Annotated in this window: 14 protein-coding genes; 9 read left to right on the plus strand and 5 right to left on the minus strand. The window is 26.8% G+C overall.

Annotated elements, in window-relative coordinates; genetic code table 11:
• Positions 1–230, minus strand: a 230-nt coding sequence (gene tnpA / locus CSBG_RS17950; RefSeq protein WP_008678793.1) for an IS200/IS605 family transposase, incomplete at its 3' end; no start/stop codon positions are given.
• A 453-nt stretch (positions 231–683) separates the two neighbouring features.
• On the minus strand, positions 684–1,943 hold the full coding sequence (locus tag CSBG_RS08735; RefSeq protein WP_008678795.1) for a helix-turn-helix domain-containing protein: 1,260 nt from the start codon (positions 1,941–1,943) through the stop codon (positions 684–686).
• 190 nt (positions 1,944–2,133) lie between these two features.
• Here CSBG_RS08735 and CSBG_RS08740 point away from each other — a divergent pair, with 190 nt between their 5' ends.
• The 8 genes from CSBG_RS08740 to CSBG_RS08775 all read left to right on the plus strand — a co-directional run bounded on the left by CSBG_RS08740 (position 2,134) and on the right by CSBG_RS08775 (position 13,037).
• Complete coding sequence (locus CSBG_RS08740; RefSeq protein ID WP_008678796.1) at positions 2,134–2,871, plus strand: 3-oxoacyl-ACP reductase family protein; 738 nt, start codon at positions 2,134–2,136, stop codon at positions 2,869–2,871.
• A 299-nt stretch (positions 2,872–3,170) separates the two neighbouring features.
• A complete protein-coding gene (fliB, locus tag CSBG_RS08745) occupies positions 3,171–4,328 on the plus strand; it encodes a flagellin lysine-N-methylase (RefSeq protein ID WP_008678798.1) in 1,158 nt (385 codons plus the stop codon).
• Positions 4,329–4,549: 221 nt separating this feature from the next.
• Complete coding sequence (locus tag CSBG_RS08750) at positions 4,550–5,125, plus strand: VcbS (RefSeq protein WP_008678800.1); 576 nt, start codon at positions 4,550–4,552, stop codon at positions 5,123–5,125.
• A 191-nt stretch (positions 5,126–5,316) separates the two neighbouring features.
• Positions 5,317–8,118 (plus strand): DNA mismatch repair protein MutS, encoded by a 2,802-nt coding sequence (gene mutS, locus CSBG_RS08755; protein WP_008678801.1) that lies wholly within the window; start codon positions 5,317–5,319, stop codon positions 8,116–8,118.
• A gap of 31 nt (positions 8,119–8,149) precedes the next feature.
• A complete protein-coding gene (mutL, locus tag CSBG_RS08760; protein ID WP_008678803.1) occupies positions 8,150–10,204 on the plus strand; it encodes a DNA mismatch repair endonuclease MutL in 2,055 nt (684 codons plus the stop codon).
• A gap of 11 nt (positions 10,205–10,215) precedes the next feature.
• A complete protein-coding gene (gene miaA / locus CSBG_RS08765) occupies positions 10,216–11,142 on the plus strand; it encodes a tRNA (adenosine(37)-N6)-dimethylallyltransferase MiaA (RefSeq protein WP_008678805.1) in 927 nt (308 codons plus the stop codon).
• A gap of 39 nt (positions 11,143–11,181) precedes the next feature.
• Positions 11,182–11,418: an RNA chaperone Hfq gene (gene hfq, locus CSBG_RS08770; protein ID WP_008678807.1), complete on the plus strand. Its 237-nt coding sequence runs from the start codon at positions 11,182–11,184 to the stop codon at positions 11,416–11,418.
• A 338-nt stretch (positions 11,419–11,756) separates the two neighbouring features.
• Complete coding sequence (locus tag CSBG_RS08775) at positions 11,757–13,037, plus strand: methionine gamma-lyase family protein (protein WP_035285784.1); 1,281 nt, start codon at positions 11,757–11,759, stop codon at positions 13,035–13,037.
• A gap of 59 nt (positions 13,038–13,096) precedes the next feature.
• Here the strand turns inward: CSBG_RS08775 and CSBG_RS08780 are convergent, their stop codons facing one another.
• On the minus strand, positions 13,097–13,861 hold the full coding sequence (locus tag CSBG_RS08780; protein ID WP_008678811.1) for a metalloprotease family protein: 765 nt from the start codon (positions 13,859–13,861) through the stop codon (positions 13,097–13,099).
• A gap of 66 nt (positions 13,862–13,927) precedes the next feature.
• Positions 13,928–14,533, minus strand: coding sequence for a transcriptional repressor LexA (gene lexA, locus CSBG_RS08785; protein ID WP_008678813.1), 606 nt, complete (start codon positions 14,531–14,533; stop codon positions 13,928–13,930).
• A 319-nt stretch (positions 14,534–14,852) separates the two neighbouring features.
• Between lexA and CSBG_RS08790 the strand changes: the two genes are divergently transcribed.
• On the plus strand, positions 14,853–15,236 hold the full coding sequence (locus tag CSBG_RS08790; protein WP_008678814.1) for a hypothetical protein: 384 nt from the start codon (positions 14,853–14,855) through the stop codon (positions 15,234–15,236).
• Between the two features lie 97 nt (positions 15,237–15,333).
• Here CSBG_RS08790 and CSBG_RS08795 read toward each other — a convergent pair whose 3' ends face one another.
• Entirely contained in the window at positions 15,334–16,329 is a 996-nt protein-coding gene (locus CSBG_RS08795; protein ID WP_051005315.1) for a tyrosine recombinase XerC, read from the minus strand.
• Positions 16,330–16,594 lie beyond the last annotated feature (265 nt).

Genomic DNA, 16,594 nt, shown 5'->3' on the forward strand with positions numbered 1-16,594 from the left:
CTAAATTGTGAAACACTCAATTTGGGTGGTATACTAACAAGCATATGTATATGATCTTTGCATGCATTTGCTTCTATTATTTCTACTCCTTTTTGCTCACATAACTTTCTCAATATTACTCCTATATCAATCTTTATTTTTCCATAAATTATTTGTCTTCTATACTTTGGTGCAAAAACTATATGATATTTACAATTCCATTTACTATGTGCTAAACTACTATTATCCATATTGGATACCTCCTTGTATTATAGTTGTGGTCGGCAAACCTACTATAATTTTACAACGGAGGTTTTTTTATTTCTACTCACCGCTAGAAGCTTTCCGGAACCACAGGTCGAACCTGTGGTATTCTAAATACAATCAAAAAGCCATGTAGGCTAATATCCCACATGGCTTACAAAAATATGATTGCACTTACATATCATAGCCAAGAGATACAAGCCCACTTAAAATAGACTTGCACTCTTTTTATAAGAGCAAGTCTCTCTAGCAATGATGATGTATAAATTTATATAAGTTATTTAGTGCTTTCATAATTATTCCTCCAAAAGTTATTAAATTAATTATAAAACAATTAATTTTTTTCTTCAATAAAATTTAAAAGTTTATAAATTTAAAAATAATGAAATATTTATATAACTTATATACACTTTAAATTATATACACTTTAAATTATATAATCATATTTCATGAAAATATAATGTTTTATATTCTTTTGGAGTTATTCCAACAAATTTTTTAAATGTCTTTGAAAAATGGCTTTGATCAATAAAACCTAAAGGTACATAAATATCTACAAGAGATTTCTTACCAGATAAAATTAATTTTTTAGATTCTTCAATTCTTTCTTTTTGTATGTAATCACTAATAGATACTCCAACTTCTTTTTTAAATAAATGTGAGAGATAACAAGGATTCATAGATGAGTAATCTGCTAGGATTGAAAGGGATATTTTCTCATATAAATGTTCAAATATATATTTTTGACATTTAAGTATAGCAGAAGAGTAGTTATACATTTTAACTTTGTTTACATGCTCTGTATAATCTAAAATCATTTTTAAAAATAATTCATTTATATCTTTTATGGTATTAAGTTCTTCTACTGCTTCAAAATAAAAATCAGTAAGTGTTAGGGATACCTCCCAAGCAAGTCCCTTTTCTATAGCAGCACGGGACACTATTGATGTATAGCTAATAAAAATATTCTTTAAATTCCTTAAAGGATTTTTAGAGTTAATTCCTAATTCACCGTCAAAAGTAGTATATTTTAAAAATTTTATTACCTCTTCTAAATTTCCATCTGTTATATGTTTCAATAGTTTTCTTTCAAATTCTTGAGAATGATGCAATCTACTATTTCTTCTTTTCTTTGAATTGGAAATATAAAAGGCTTTGCTATCTTTAAGCCCAACATCAATAAGCATTTCATCAATATTTACTACATTAGTAAAATCTAATTTATCATGATAAATGGAATGATAAAGAAGTAGTCCTGCATCTATAAAACTATTAAAATCCATTATAACGATATTGTTATAATAATTAATTAAGCTGCCTTTATATTTTATTAAGATATCAAACTTTTTTATAATTGAATTAATAGACTTTTCATCAATTTCAGAAGAAATAGTAGGTCCTACTAAAAGAGTTCCACTAATATTGTCACTAGTAATTACTTTAATAATAAAATAATTTTCATGATACATTGTTGATTTAATATTTATAGGAGTGTTTTCGTCATTAATAGATAAAAAGTCATTTAAAAGTTGTTCAGTATTACTATATAAGGGGTTATTACTATCTTTATAAGAAAACTTAAAGAGAATTATACCACTAGAGTTAAAAAAGAATATTGGTATTTTTAACATTCCAAAGGTTTTATTACAGATATATTCTATATCATCTAAAGATAAAAAACTACTTTCATCAGAAAACATTTACATCACTCCTAGAAAAGCTATGTCTAATAATTAACAATATAGATATTATAACATACATAACAGTAATAAAGTAAAATAATTTGAAGTAATAAGTAAAATTGATACAATATTCCAATAATAATACAATAATAAATTTATAAAAATATTTAATATAAAGGTATGACTAAATGAAAGGAATGATTAATTTATGGGTAAAAAAGTTGCTCTTATAACAGGCTCATCAAGAGGAATAGGTGCGGCATGTGCTACAGAATTTGCTCAAGCAGGATATAATGTTATTATTCATTGTAATAGCAATGTAGAACGAGCTAAAGATGTAGCGAATGCTTGCATATCACTAGGAGCTGAAGTTCTAGTATGTCAAGCAGATGTTTCAAAATATGATGAATGTGAAAAGTTGGTTCAAGAATCAATAAGTAAATTTGGTTTTATTGATGTACTTGTTAACAATGCAGGTATTGAATTTAATGGTTCAATAATGGATACAGAAATAGAAAAATTTGATCAAGTTATGAAAACAAATGCATATGGACCTTTTTATATGTCAAAACTAATAGTTCCATATATGTTAAATGAAAAATCGGGTAGCATTATTTTTATATCTTCTACAAGTGCTTCAACAGGTGCATTAGGAAGCTCTGCATATGCTTCTTCAAAATCAGCGCTTCTTGGATTAACAAAAACACTTGCTAGAGACTTAGCACCAATAGGAATTAATGTAAATGCTATTTCTCCAGGAGCTATAGAAACAGATATGGTATCAGTTCTTCCAGAAGAATTAAAGACTTGGATAAAAAGTAGTGTATATGCAGCAAGACTTGGAAAGCCAGAAGAAATTGGTGCAACAGCTGTGTTTTTAGCATCAGATAAGGCCAAGTATTTAACTGGACAAAATATAACAGTTGATGGTATTTTTCGCACATAATTGTATTTTATTTAACAAAGTAAGCTGAGTTGTTGGATAATTAAATAATGAATATCAGATTATAAATTATAAATTATAAATTATGAATTATACTATTTAGATTTTAATTTTAAAATGGTCTTTAATATGCTTAAAAAGGAGCATGTTAAAGGCTATTTTTATATGGTTAATTATTACTATATTATATACAAAATCTTATATAAACTAATTTAAAATAAACATATTCTTGAATAGATTTATAGTGAGTATTACAATTAGTATGTACAAAAATAATAAATACATATGATGTGAGGTTAAAAATGAAAATACGAAAGCCAGATTACTTTGATGAATTTAAATGTATAGCTTCTGAATGTGAAGATACTTGTTGTGCTGGATGGGGAATAGTTATAGATGAAGAAAGTCATAAAAAGTATTTGTCTGTAGATGGTACATTTGGAGATGAATTAAGAAGCAAGATAATTAATGAAGATGAAGAAAAGGTTTTTGTCTTAAATGGAGATAGATGCTCTTTTTTAAACGAAAATAATTTATGTGATATATATAATAATTTAGGTGCAGAAAGTCTTTGTTATACATGTAGACAGTACCCTCGTTACTTAGAGGAGTTTGGAAATACTCGTGAAACTGGTATATCCTTATCATGTCCTGAAGCTGCAAGAATAATACTAAGAAAATCTGATAAAGTAGAATTTGAATTAAGTGAAAATGATGAAGAAATAACTAGCTATAATGATATTAATCCAATGCTATATATTAATCTTATGCAATGTAGAAAAATAATTTTTGATATTATGCAAAATAGAGAAATAGATTTAAAAATAAGATGTGCTTTAGTTCTTACTTTTATAAATGAAGTACAAGAAAAGATAGATTCAAATGATATTCAATCAATTAAGTTAGTTAAAGATAAGTACTTAAATAAGGATTTTATTAAATCAACTATTAATGATATTGAAGTATATAATGGGAAAACTACTGAAAAATATATTAACATAAAAGAAGTTCTAGAAGTCTTTAGAGATTTAAAGCATATTAAGCCAAATGACATTTTAGGGTTAGAAGATGCCTTAAGATACTTTTGGCAAAATGAAGATGATAAAGATATTTACTTAGATATTCATAAAAAGTTTGATGAATATTATAAAGCAAAAAGCTATGAATTTGAACAAATACTAGTTTACTTTGTATTTAGATACTTTATGAAGGCTGTTTTTGACTATGATGCTTTAGCTAAGGTGAAAATAGCATTAATAAGCTATATAATGATAAAAGAATTATGTGTAGTAAGATATCTAGAAAATAAAGAGTTTACAAATACAGATATGGTTGACATAGCTCATACATATTCTAAGGATGTAGAACACTTAGAAGAAAACATTGAAACCTTAGAAGAATTATTTGAAACTAATGATGTATTTAGTATTGAGGAATTACTAATTACTCTATTAAACTAAGAGAAATATGCAATAATATTCTATATTATTAAAAAGAAAAATAATCCTATCTATTTTTAATTGATAAGATTATTTTTCTTTTTATATTTATCTCTTATATGAAATATTATACTGAATATTACATTTGTTATAATTTTTTATAGATAATAAACTAACTAATTTAATTGCTTTAATATGGAAATGTAGTAAAATAAATATGTAGTTAAATAGGGGGTAAATATATGAAACTATTAAAAAAAATATCAATAATAATGACTTTAGTACTATCAATTACTGCTTTTTATGGGTGTAAAAGCAAAGAGCCATCTCCATCTGACACAGTAAAAACTTATTTTGATGAAATTAAAGGTGCTGATGAAGCAACAATTTCTACATTACTAAGTAATGTAGAAGAAACTGACACTAATTCTTCTAAAAAGATGATTACTGAAATACAAAAGCTTACTTATACTATTAATTCAGAAAGTATTGATGGAGAAAAGGCAACAGTTAATGTTAAAGTTAATGGACCAGATATGGCTGCTGTAATTGCTACGTCAATTCAAGAAATGTTTACAAGTGTATTATCACAAGCTTTTTCTGGTACAGAAATGACAGAAGCAGAACAAAATAAACTATATGATGATATTATGGTAAAAGCTTTAGATGGAGTTATATTTACAGATAGAACTGGAGATATAACTTTAGAAAAATCAGAAAATGGTTGGGAAATTACTAGTGATAATGAAATTACTAAGTTAATAATGAATATAGATCCAACTACTTTTGACCCAGATAATACTGATATTGCAAATTAGATTATAAAATAAATCTATATATTATTTTAAAAATGACCTTATCAAGTTTGAAATTGATAAGGTCATTTTTCTTATTAACTCTACTTTAATACTTATTACTTTTTATTGTTGCAACTTTATAGTATAATAGTCATAAAACCTTATGTTTACAAGGTTTGTACTTAAATTTAGGGATGTGAGGTAATAAAAATATGTTAACTCCAATGATGAGACAATATTTTGAAATAAAAGAAAATTATAAGGATTGTATTTTATTTTTTAGATTAGGTGACTTTTATGAAATGTTCTTTGAAGATGCTAAAATAGCTTCTAGAGAATTAGAACTTGTTTTAACAGGAAGAGATTGTGGTCTTGAAGAAAGAGCTCCTATGTGTGGAATCCCATTTCATGCAGCTTCATCTTATATAGCAAGACTTGTTAATAAAGGTTATAAAGTAGCAATTGGGGAACAAGTTGAAGATGTTTCTGTTGCTAAAGGTATAGTTAAGAGAGATGTTATTAAAGTTATAACTCCTGGTACATATATAGAAAATACTGAAGATAGCGAATATAAAAATACATATTTAATGTGTATAGTTGAAGATAATGGCTATTACGGGTTAGCCTCTTCTGATATATCTACTGGAGAATTTAAAGTGACGAGTTTTACAGCAATAAAAGCCAGTTTATTAGATGAAATAACTAAAATTGCTCCAAAGGAAATAATTGTAGATATTAATATAAGTGATGAATTATTATCAGAAATTACTTCTATTTCTTCAGCACTAATTACTAAGAGAGATTTAAGTAAGAGTATTTGTACTGAAGAAGAACTTCTAGAACAATTTTCAGAAGTATGCATTACTAATTTAAATGATTTATCTAAGACTGTATCTAAAGCCTTATTAAAGTATATTTATGATACTCAAAAGATGACTTTAACTAATATAAATCTTTTAGAGTATTATGACATAATTAATTATATGACTATAGATGGTAACTCAAGAAGAAATTTAGAGCTTACTGAAAATCTAAAAGAAAAATCTAAAAAAGGTAGTTTAATTTGGGTTTTAGATAAGACTGCTACTTCTATGGGAGGAAGAGCAATTAGAAAATGGATTGAAGAACCTCTTATAATAAAATCTGAAATTGAAAAGAGATTAGAAGGTGTAGAAGAACTATATAATAATGCTTATTTTAATGAAGATTTAAGAAGTTTACTTAAAGAAATTTATGATATAGAAAGAATTGTAGGTAAGATTTCTAATAAAAATGCGAATGCTAAGGACTTAATTTCACTTAAATGCTCATTAGAAAAGCTACCAGGTATAAAGTCTCATTTATCAGAAGCATCATCAAATATACTAAAAGAATGGTATAAGGATTTAGATGAGCTTACTGATATTAAAGAACTTTTATCTAATTCTATTTTAGATGATCCATCTATTGCCTTAAAGGAAGGTAACATAATTAAGGATGGTTACAATGAAGAGGTAGATAGTTTAAGAACAGCAAAACTTCACGGTAAGGAATGGATTGCTGCTCTAGAAAATAGAGAAAGAGACTTTACAGGAATTAGATCATTAAAGGTTGGCTACAATAAGGTATTTGGTTATTATATAGAAATATCAAAGGCTAATTATAGTTCAATTCCTGAAGGTAGATATATAAGAAAGCAAACACTCGCAAATGCTGAAAGATTTATAACTCAAGAATTAAAGGAAATGGAAGATAAAATCTTAGGAGCAGAGGAAAAGCTAGTATCTTTAGAATACGACTTATTTATAGAAATAAGAGAAGCTATAGAAAAAGAAATTGCAAGACTTAAACAAAGTGCTAGAATTATTGGTAACTTAGATGCTTTATCTACTTTATCTTTAATAGCTGTAGAAAATGATTATGTTAAACCTAGTATAAATGAAGATGGAATTATAGAAATAAATGAAGGAAGACACCCAGTTGTAGAAAAAGTAATTGGGAAAGGGGAATTTGTTTCTAATGATACTACATTAAATTCAAATGATAATAGACTTTTACTTATTACTGGTCCTAATATGGCAGGTAAGTCTACATATATGAGACAAGTGGCACTTATTACTCTTATGGCTCAAATAGGATCATTTGTACCAGCTAAATCTGCTAATATTTCTATATGTGATAAGATATTTACAAGAATAGGTGCTTCTGATGATTTAGCAGGTGGAAAATCTACCTTCATGGTTGAGATGTGGGAAGTATCTAACATCTTAAAGAATGCTACATCTAAAAGCTTAGTTTTATTAGATGAGGTTGGAAGAGGAACATCAACATATGATGGACTTAGTATAGCTTGGTCTGTAATAGAATATATATCAAAAAATAATAACCTTAAATGTAAAACACTTTTTGCTACCCATTATCATGAATTAACTAAACTAGAAGGTGTAATAGAAGGTGTTAAGAACTATTCTGTTGCTGTAAGTGAAATAGATGATAATATAATCTTCTTAAGAAAGATAGTAGAAGGTGGAGCAGATCAATCTTATGGTATAGAAGTTGCAAAGCTTGCTGGATTACCAACTCAAGTTATTGATAGAGCTAAGGAAATATTATCTTCATTAGAGAATACTTCAGGAAGTAATTCATTAGATGTTACTTCAATTAAAGAAGTTGCAACTGATAAGTTTGAAAAAGATGACGTAAATAAATCTGTTAATATTAAAGAAACTGTAGAAGTACCAACTTCATATAGTAACCCATTAGATAATGCTAAAGAGGAGTCTAATGAAAGTTATATAGAAAAAGAAAGTGAACCTATAAATAATACATTATTAGAAGATACTAATATAAAGAAAGGCTCTAAAAAGAAAAAGAATTCTAAAGATGAAATTAACGATTATCAAATAGATTTTACAATGATAGAAAAAGAAAATTTAATTAATTCACTTGCTGATATAGATTTTATGGCATTGACTCCTATGGATGCAATGAATACATTATACAAGTTAATTCTTGAGGCTAAAAGGGTGAAATAATTAAAAAAGGGTACATAATTGAGGTGATTATATGAAAAGAATAAATCTATTAGATGAACATACCTCTAATAAAATAGCAGCTGGAGAAGTGGTTGAACGCCCTTCTTCAGTTGTAAAAGAATTAGTAGAAAATTCAATAGATGCAGAAGCAAAAAATATCACCATCGAAATAGAAGAAGGTGGTATTTCTTTAATAAGAATTATAGATGATGGTAATGGAATACATAAAGATGACATTAAAAAGGCTTTTATGCCTCATGCAACATCTAAAATCCAAAATGTAGAGGATATATATTCTATTATGACATTAGGCTTTAGAGGGGAAGCATTGGCCTCTATAGCATCTATATCAAAAGTATTATTAAGAAGTAAAATAAATGAAGTAGATTTTGGCTCTGAAATTTCAATAGAAGGTGGAGAAATACTTTCTGAATCTGAAACTGGAACTAATAAAGGAACAATAATTGAAGTTAGAGATTTATTTTATAATGTACCAGCTAGAAGAAAGTTTTTAAAGTCTACTTCAAGAGAAGGTGCATTAATAAGTGATATAGTTTCAAGGATAGCCTTATCTAATCCTGATGTATCTATAAAGTTCTATAACAATGGTAAGAAGGTATTACATACTTATGGTACAGGTAATCTTAAAGATGTTATTAGAACTGTATATGGAAAAACCATAAGTGAAAACTTAATATACTTTGAAAGTGCAGAAGATGCAATTCATTTATATGGATATATAGGTAAAGAAGAAATAGCTAGGGGATCTAGAAATAATCAAAGCATCTTTGTTAATGGCAGATATATAAAGAATAAAACTATAGTTGCAGCAATAGAAAATGCCTTTAAGTCCTTTGCGACAGTTAATAAGTTTCCATTCTTTGTTTTATTCCTTGAAGTTTATCCAGAGTTTGTAGATGTTAATATACATCCAACAAAAGCTGAAATTAAATTTAAAGAAGATAGAGGGATATTTAAAAAGGTATTTGATGCAGTTCATAAAGCCTTTAAAAGTGAAGTTTTTAATGATTTCTATATACCAGAGGAAGAAAAAGAACATAAGGATGAAGTACCTACAGAAGTTGTTGAGGAAATATCTTTTAACATAAATTTAAATGATACTTATTCAAATTCAAATAACTTACCTTTATCTTACTATGAAGATAATAGTAATAAAAATAAGGAAAATGAAATAAATACAATGCCAGGAGTTTCTTATGAGGATTTAAAGAGAGAAGAAGAGCTTTATAATAATCTTAAGAACCTAAAAGAACTTGGTAAATTAGATATTAAAACACATAATAATAACAATAATATAGATGATAACAACAATTTTGATTATAGACCTATAAACTATGATTCAAATACTGTAGTTTATGAAGATAAAAAAGAAATTTCTAATAATGAAGTAAATACAGATATAGCAATTAAAAGTAACGAAGTAAATAATGAAAATGTAGTAAGTAATAAAGAAAACTTAAATAATATAGAAAATAGAAATGCAAAGTTCCCTAATTTAAGAATAATAGGTCAGTTTAATAAGACTTATATATTAGCTGAATATGATGAAGTGCTATATATGATTGATCAGCATGCTGCTCATGAAAAGATTCTTTTTGAAAAGTATTTAAAGAGCATAGAAGAGGGGGATATAGTAGTACAACAACTATTAGTACCTACTTTAATAGATTTAACTACAGATGATTTTTGTTATTATGAAGAAAATTCAAAGGTGTTTACTATGGCAGGTTTTTCTATTGAAAACTTTGGTGGAAATACTATAGCAATTAAAGAAGTGCCTTATTTCTTAGGGAAGCTTGATCCGAGGAATTTATTTATTAATATCTTAGATAATATAAAATCATTAGGTAGTGGTAAAACAACAGAAGTAAAGTACAATAGAATTGCAACACTTGCATGTAAAGCTGCTGTTAAAGCTAATGATTATTTAAATCAAATGGAAATGGAAAAACTAATAAATGATTTAAGATATATAGATGATCCATTCCATTGTCCTCATGGTAGACCAGTAATCATTAAGTTTACAAACTATGAATTAGATAAAAAGTTTAGAAGAATAGTATAAAAGGAGTAACAATGAAAGAAAAAGTTTTAGTTATAGCAGGTCCAACAGCAGTTGGGAAAACGGATTTATCTATAAAATTAGCAAAAGAATTAAATGGAGAAATAATATCAACAGATTCAATGCAAATTTATAAATATATGGATATAGGATCTGCTAAAATTACTAAAGAAGAAATGTGCGGTGTTCCACATCATATGATAGATGTAGTAGATCCTAGTACTCCATTTTCTGTTGCTGACTATAAAGAAATGGCACAAAAATGTATAGACGATATTATATCTAGAGGAAAGCTTCCAATACTAACTGGTGGTACAGGATTATATATAAATGCATTAACATGCAATATGAACTTTACAGAAGCAGAAAATGATTTAAAGTATAGAAGTGAATTAGAAGAACTTGCAGAAAAACATGGTAATGAATATATCCATAATATGCTTAAGGACATAGATCCTATAAGTTACAAAGAAATTCATTATAATAACAGAAAAAGGGTTATTAGAGCTTTGGAAGTATATAAGTTGACTAAGAAGCCTTTTAGTTCGTTTAATGCAGGAGAAGAGTTTTATAATGGTCCTTATGATGTAACTTATTATGTTCTAAATATGGATAGAGAAAAGCTTTATAATAGAATAAACCTAAGAGTTGATATGATGATGGATAAGGGGTTACTTGAAGAGTGTATAAAGTTAAAGGAAATGGGGTATAATTCATCTGTACAGTCAATGCAAGGGATCGGGTATAAAGAAATATTTTATTACTTAGAAAATAAGATATCTCTAAATGAAGCTGTAGAAATGATTAAGCAGGGTTCAAGAAATTATGCAAAAAGACAATTAACTTGGTTTAGAAGAGATCCAAGAGCTATTATTTTAGATAAAGATATATTTAGTGAAGATGAAATATTTAAAAGAATAGTTGGTGAATTTCTACCATAAATTGTATAATAGTATTGTAAGGATTATGCGGAGGTGAATATGGTGAATAAACAACCAAACAATTTACAAGATATATTTTTAAATGGAGCAAGAAAAAATAAGATTTCCGTTATTATATACTTAACTAATGGATTTCAACTAAAAGGATATGTAAAAGGATTTGACAGTTTTACAGTTGTACTTGATAGCGATGGTAAGCAAATGTTAGTTTACAAGCATGCAATAACAACTATAACACCAGCAAAACCAATTTTATTTAATAATGATGAAGAGTAGGCATTTTGCCTACTTTTTTATTTAAATAAGGCTAAAAAATTTATAGTTCAAAGTTGGATACAAGAATTTTAGAACCATATAAACCTAAATAGCTAAATGATAAAAAATTCTTACTTCATGTGACAATTGGAAACTTTACTTCAAGAGATGATTTAAATAAGGTTTTTAAAGATTTTAGTGTTAGTAAATAAAGATTTACAATAATATTTTTATATAATTTATGTACTATGAAATTATGCTAAAATATGATAATATTTTATTTATGTGATATAATAGCTTATTTAATTACTTAGAAGGGAGAAATTACATATTATTAAATGATATGTAATAATAACGTTATGCTAAGAGAAACAGAAGAATTAATGATGAAAAACTTTAATTTTAAGCCTCAAACATTTGACCTATATAAGAAAGCTTTAAAAGATGTAGAAGAGGTTTTTGAATCATATGATGAAATAAGAGAGTATAATCAATTAAAAGTATTGAAGGCTTTCCAAGATGAAAGAATAAGTGAATCTCACTTTACAAACTCATCTGGATATGGATATGATGATATAGGAAGAGATTCATTAGATAAAGTTTATGCAAGAGTCTTTAATACTGAAAGTGCATTAGTTAGACCTCATTTTGTTAATGGTACACATGCTATAGGCTGTGCTTTAATGGGGAATTTAAGAACAGGGGACACAATGGTATGCATTTCAGGAGCTCCTTATGATACATTACATAACATAATTGGGATAAGTGGTAAAGAAAATATAGGATCACTTAGAGAATATGGAGTTAACTATAAGCAAGTTGATTTGAAAAATGGTAAATTTGATTTAGATAAAATAAAAGAAACACTAACATCTGATGAAACTATAAAGCTTGTACATATTCAAAGAAGTACTGGTTATGGATGGAGAAATTCATTCTTAGTTAAAGAACTTGGCGAAGTTATTGAATTTGTAAAAAGCATAAGAGAAGATGTAGTAGTTTTCGTTGATAACTGCTATGGTGAATTTATCGATATTATAGAGCCTACAGACGTTGGAGCTGATTTAATTGCAGGTTCTCTTATAAAGAATATAGGTGGAGGAATTGCACCAACTGGTGGATATATAGCTGGTAAAAAAGAATATGTAGAACAAGCAAGTTATAGATTAACTACTCCTGGAATAGGAGGAGAGTGCGGCTCAACATTTGGAGTTATGAGACAATTCTATCAAGGCTTATTCTTAGCTCCGCATATAGCTATGGAAGCTGTAAAGGGTGCTGTATTTTGTTCAAGAATAATGGAACTTGCAGGTTTTGAAGTTCTTCCTAAATATAATGAAAAAAGAAGTGATATTATTCAAGCTATTAAGTTTGGAGATAAAGAAAAACTTATACAATTCTGTAAGGGTATTCAAAAAGGTTCTCCAATAGATTCTTTTGTTGAATGTGAACCTTGGGCTATGCCTGGATATAATGATGAAGTTATAATGGCTGCTGGAGCATTTATTCAAGGTTCTTCAATTGAATTATCAGCAGATGCACCTATTAGGGAGCCATATATAGCTTATTTACAAGGTGGTCTTACATTTGACCATGCTAAGATAGGTATATTAATTTCCTTAAATAATATAATTGGATAATTTAAAATAGCTTTATATTTAACAAAAAACACTAGCTAATTACATAGCTAGTGTTTTTGTTATTCATTACTATCATCAACATTAAAAATCATCTCTTTAATATATTCTGGATCTTTATTTCGTTCAATTAAGCTGCTTTTTATTTTACTTTTATCTATATTTTCTAATAACTGATAGCAAAATTCATCTTTACATTCTAGCTTATCATCTTTATCTAAATCAAGTGAAGTTTCCTTTAGTGATATATTTGAATCAATATACTCATAAGGTGTAATTATTAAACTTTCACCAACAGACTCATTACTAATTAGAATTATTGAAAATATTAAATCAGACATAGAAATTATTGCTGAGGCAGAAGCAATAGCATATAAATAAATATTAAATTCTAATATATAACTAATTACAGTTGGAGCTAAAGCTAATATTATAAAAGGTACTATTGATGCTATTAACACTCTATTTTTAGATATAGGTTTCCTAGAAGATATAGATATACTCATATTATAGGGATTTAAATTCAATTTAATTATATCTTTATTAAAAGCATTTGGTAATAATGATGCTTTTAAAAGAGCATAAGGAAATTCCATTAAGAAATATAGTACTATTAGTATTAGTAAAAATTTAATTCCTACTTTAAGAAAATCATCACCACTATAAAATAAGCTATATCCAAGTCCAAAAGCATAAATGGATGCTATAATGACTTTAATAAGTAATATTAAAGAAGAAAAGTCTTCTTTTACAATATGGCCATTATTATGTTCATCTATAAAGTCATTATTTTTATTATTACTGCTTTTTAAAATAGAAATTTTCAAAATCTGCACCTCCTTAAATTGTAGTAAAAAAATAAGATTCATACAATATTGTATGAATCTTATTTTTTAATATGCTCTGAATAAACCAACTAATTTACCTAAAATAATGCAGTCTTCAACAATAATAGGAGATAGTGCATCATTTTCAGGTTGAAGTCTTATATGATCTTTTTCTTTAAAGAATCTTTTTATAGTGGCATCATTTTCAATTAGTGCTACAACTATATCTCCATTTTTAGCAGTTGGAGCCTTTTCTATAATAGCATAATCTCCATCATGTATTCCTGCATTAATCATACTATTACCAGTTACTTTTAACATAAATAATTCTTCATTATGTTTTATGTAATCTATAGGAATAGGGAATGTATCTTCTATATTTTCCGTTGCTAAAATAGGTGTTCCTGCTGTAACTCTTCCAACCAAAGGTATATTTAACATTTCTTTTTTCATATTAGAAGTTTCCATAATTTCTAAGGCTCTAGGTTTTGTTGGATCTCTTCTTATTAATCCTTTTTTCTCTAATCTTTTTAGATGACCATGAACAGTCGATGTAGATCTTAAATTAACAGCATCACAGATTTCTCTTACTGAAGGTGGATAACCTTTATTTTCTGTATATATTTTTAAGAACTCATAAATTTCTAATTGTTTATCTTTTATTTCGTTCATTATAACACCTCACTCTATTTCTATTATTATAGCATAAAAATATGATAATATCAAACTTATGTTCTCAAAACGAACGTTCTTGAAACTTATGTTCTTACAGCAATTACTTATATTTTTTATATGTAATTCTTAAATTAATTTATAATGCAAATTATGTGTAATTATTAAGTTAATTTAGCGGTAAAATTTATTTTACTTATATTAAGTAGGATAGTAAAATTAAAAGCATATAGAATTTAATTTTATTATATAATTTGCTTATTTAATATTTATTTGTTATAATAAGTTTCGGTTTACTTTAAACAAAGGTGGTGTATTTATGGATTTTAAGAAATTCGCGGAAGATGATTATTGTGATATATATCCTAATAGAATTTGTGACAACTGTGGAGACTGTCTAGAAGAAGAAGGTATAGATGTAAGAGCAATCAAAATTGAAGATATAGCTAAAACAGTTGAAGAAAATGAATTCTTAGAAAATGAATATAAAAAAATGATAGAAGCTTTAAAAGAAGAAAAGCTTTCAACTGAAGAACTTGATGAAGTAGGAGAGTACGCTTTAGAAAATGAATCAAGTGATTATGTTGATGCTTTTGATCATATTGAATACATAGATGATTTAGATATATTAGGTGATGATTCACTAGAAGATGCTACAGAAGAAATTTTCCCTGGAGTTAGAAAGTTAAAAGGGAAGTACTAATAAAAAATAAAAGGTTAATATGTTATAAAAAGACCCTATATAGTGGATACCTATAAAAGAAAATATATCTATATAGAGTCTTTTTTATTTTTATGTTTTATAATTTTGATAATGGGTTCGAATTTACAGCATCTCTTAAGATTTCTTCATCAACATGAGTATATATTTGGGTTGTAGATATATTTTCGTGACCTAAGATACTTTGTAAACTTCTTATATCAACATTACCATGTTTATACATTAGTGTAGCAGCTGTATGTCTTAATTTGTGAGGAGTATATTTTTCATTACTTAATCCCGAATTAAATATATGTTTTTTAACAAGTAATTCAACTGTTCTTTTATTAATAGGTTTATAGCGGGAGGAGAGTAGTAAATATTCTTTATCTTCAGGTGTGCATTTAGAAGTATCTCTAACAGCTAAATAATTATCAATTGCTTTTAAGCAAGCTTCATTTAAATAAACAGTTCTTTCCTTATCTCCCTTACCGATTATAGTTAAAGTATCACCTTTGATTTTATCTAATTTAATGCTACAAAGTTCTGATAAACGCATTCCACAATTTAAAAATAAAGTTAAAATACAATAATCTCTATAATAATTCTTATTATCTTTATCTAATGAACTCAATAAATTTACACTTTCATCTAAAGATAAATAAACTGGATGTCTTTTATTTATCTTTGGTGATTCTAATTCCAAAGTAGGGTTATCATCTATAATTTTTGCTTTTCCATTAAGAAATTTAAAATATGATTTAAGTGCTGCAACTTTTCTAGCCCTTGCATAACTTCCATTTTCCCTTTGTTTTTCTGCAAAAGATAAAAATGCATATAAATCAGTTAATTTAATTTTCCTAACAAATGAATTATCAATATCCCTAATATCTATTTCAGAAAACTCTAAAGAATCATCAGTAATAAGTCCTTTATATATTTTTAAAAATCTAAAGAATAAAGTTAGATCTATTTCATATCCTTTAATAGTATTAGGGGATTTCCCCTTAATTGTTTCTAGATAATTAAGAAAATCAACAACTGATTCTGGTAAATTTTTAATTTGAACTTGTTCAATACCGTACTTACTTTGTATTGAGTTTGTGTTTGAATTTGAATTTTCAACAGAATTCAATTCTAAATTCACTTTAGAATTCTTTTTGTTAATCTTTTGAGCCTTTTTAATGCTACGATTTATTCCAAGTTCTTTAAGCCAAATTTGAACGTTTCTAATTCCAGTATCATAAATTTGTGCTATTTGAGAAGTTGATAATTTATGCACTTCAGCAAGTTTAAATAAATCTTCAATTATAAATTCATATCCACGTTCAGCATCTAAATTATAATAATTAGAATACACT

The sequence above is a fragment of the Clostridium sp. 7_2_43FAA genome (genome assembly GCF_000158375.2).
Lineage (GTDB): Bacteria > Bacillota > Clostridia > Clostridiales > Clostridiaceae > Clostridium > Clostridium tertium.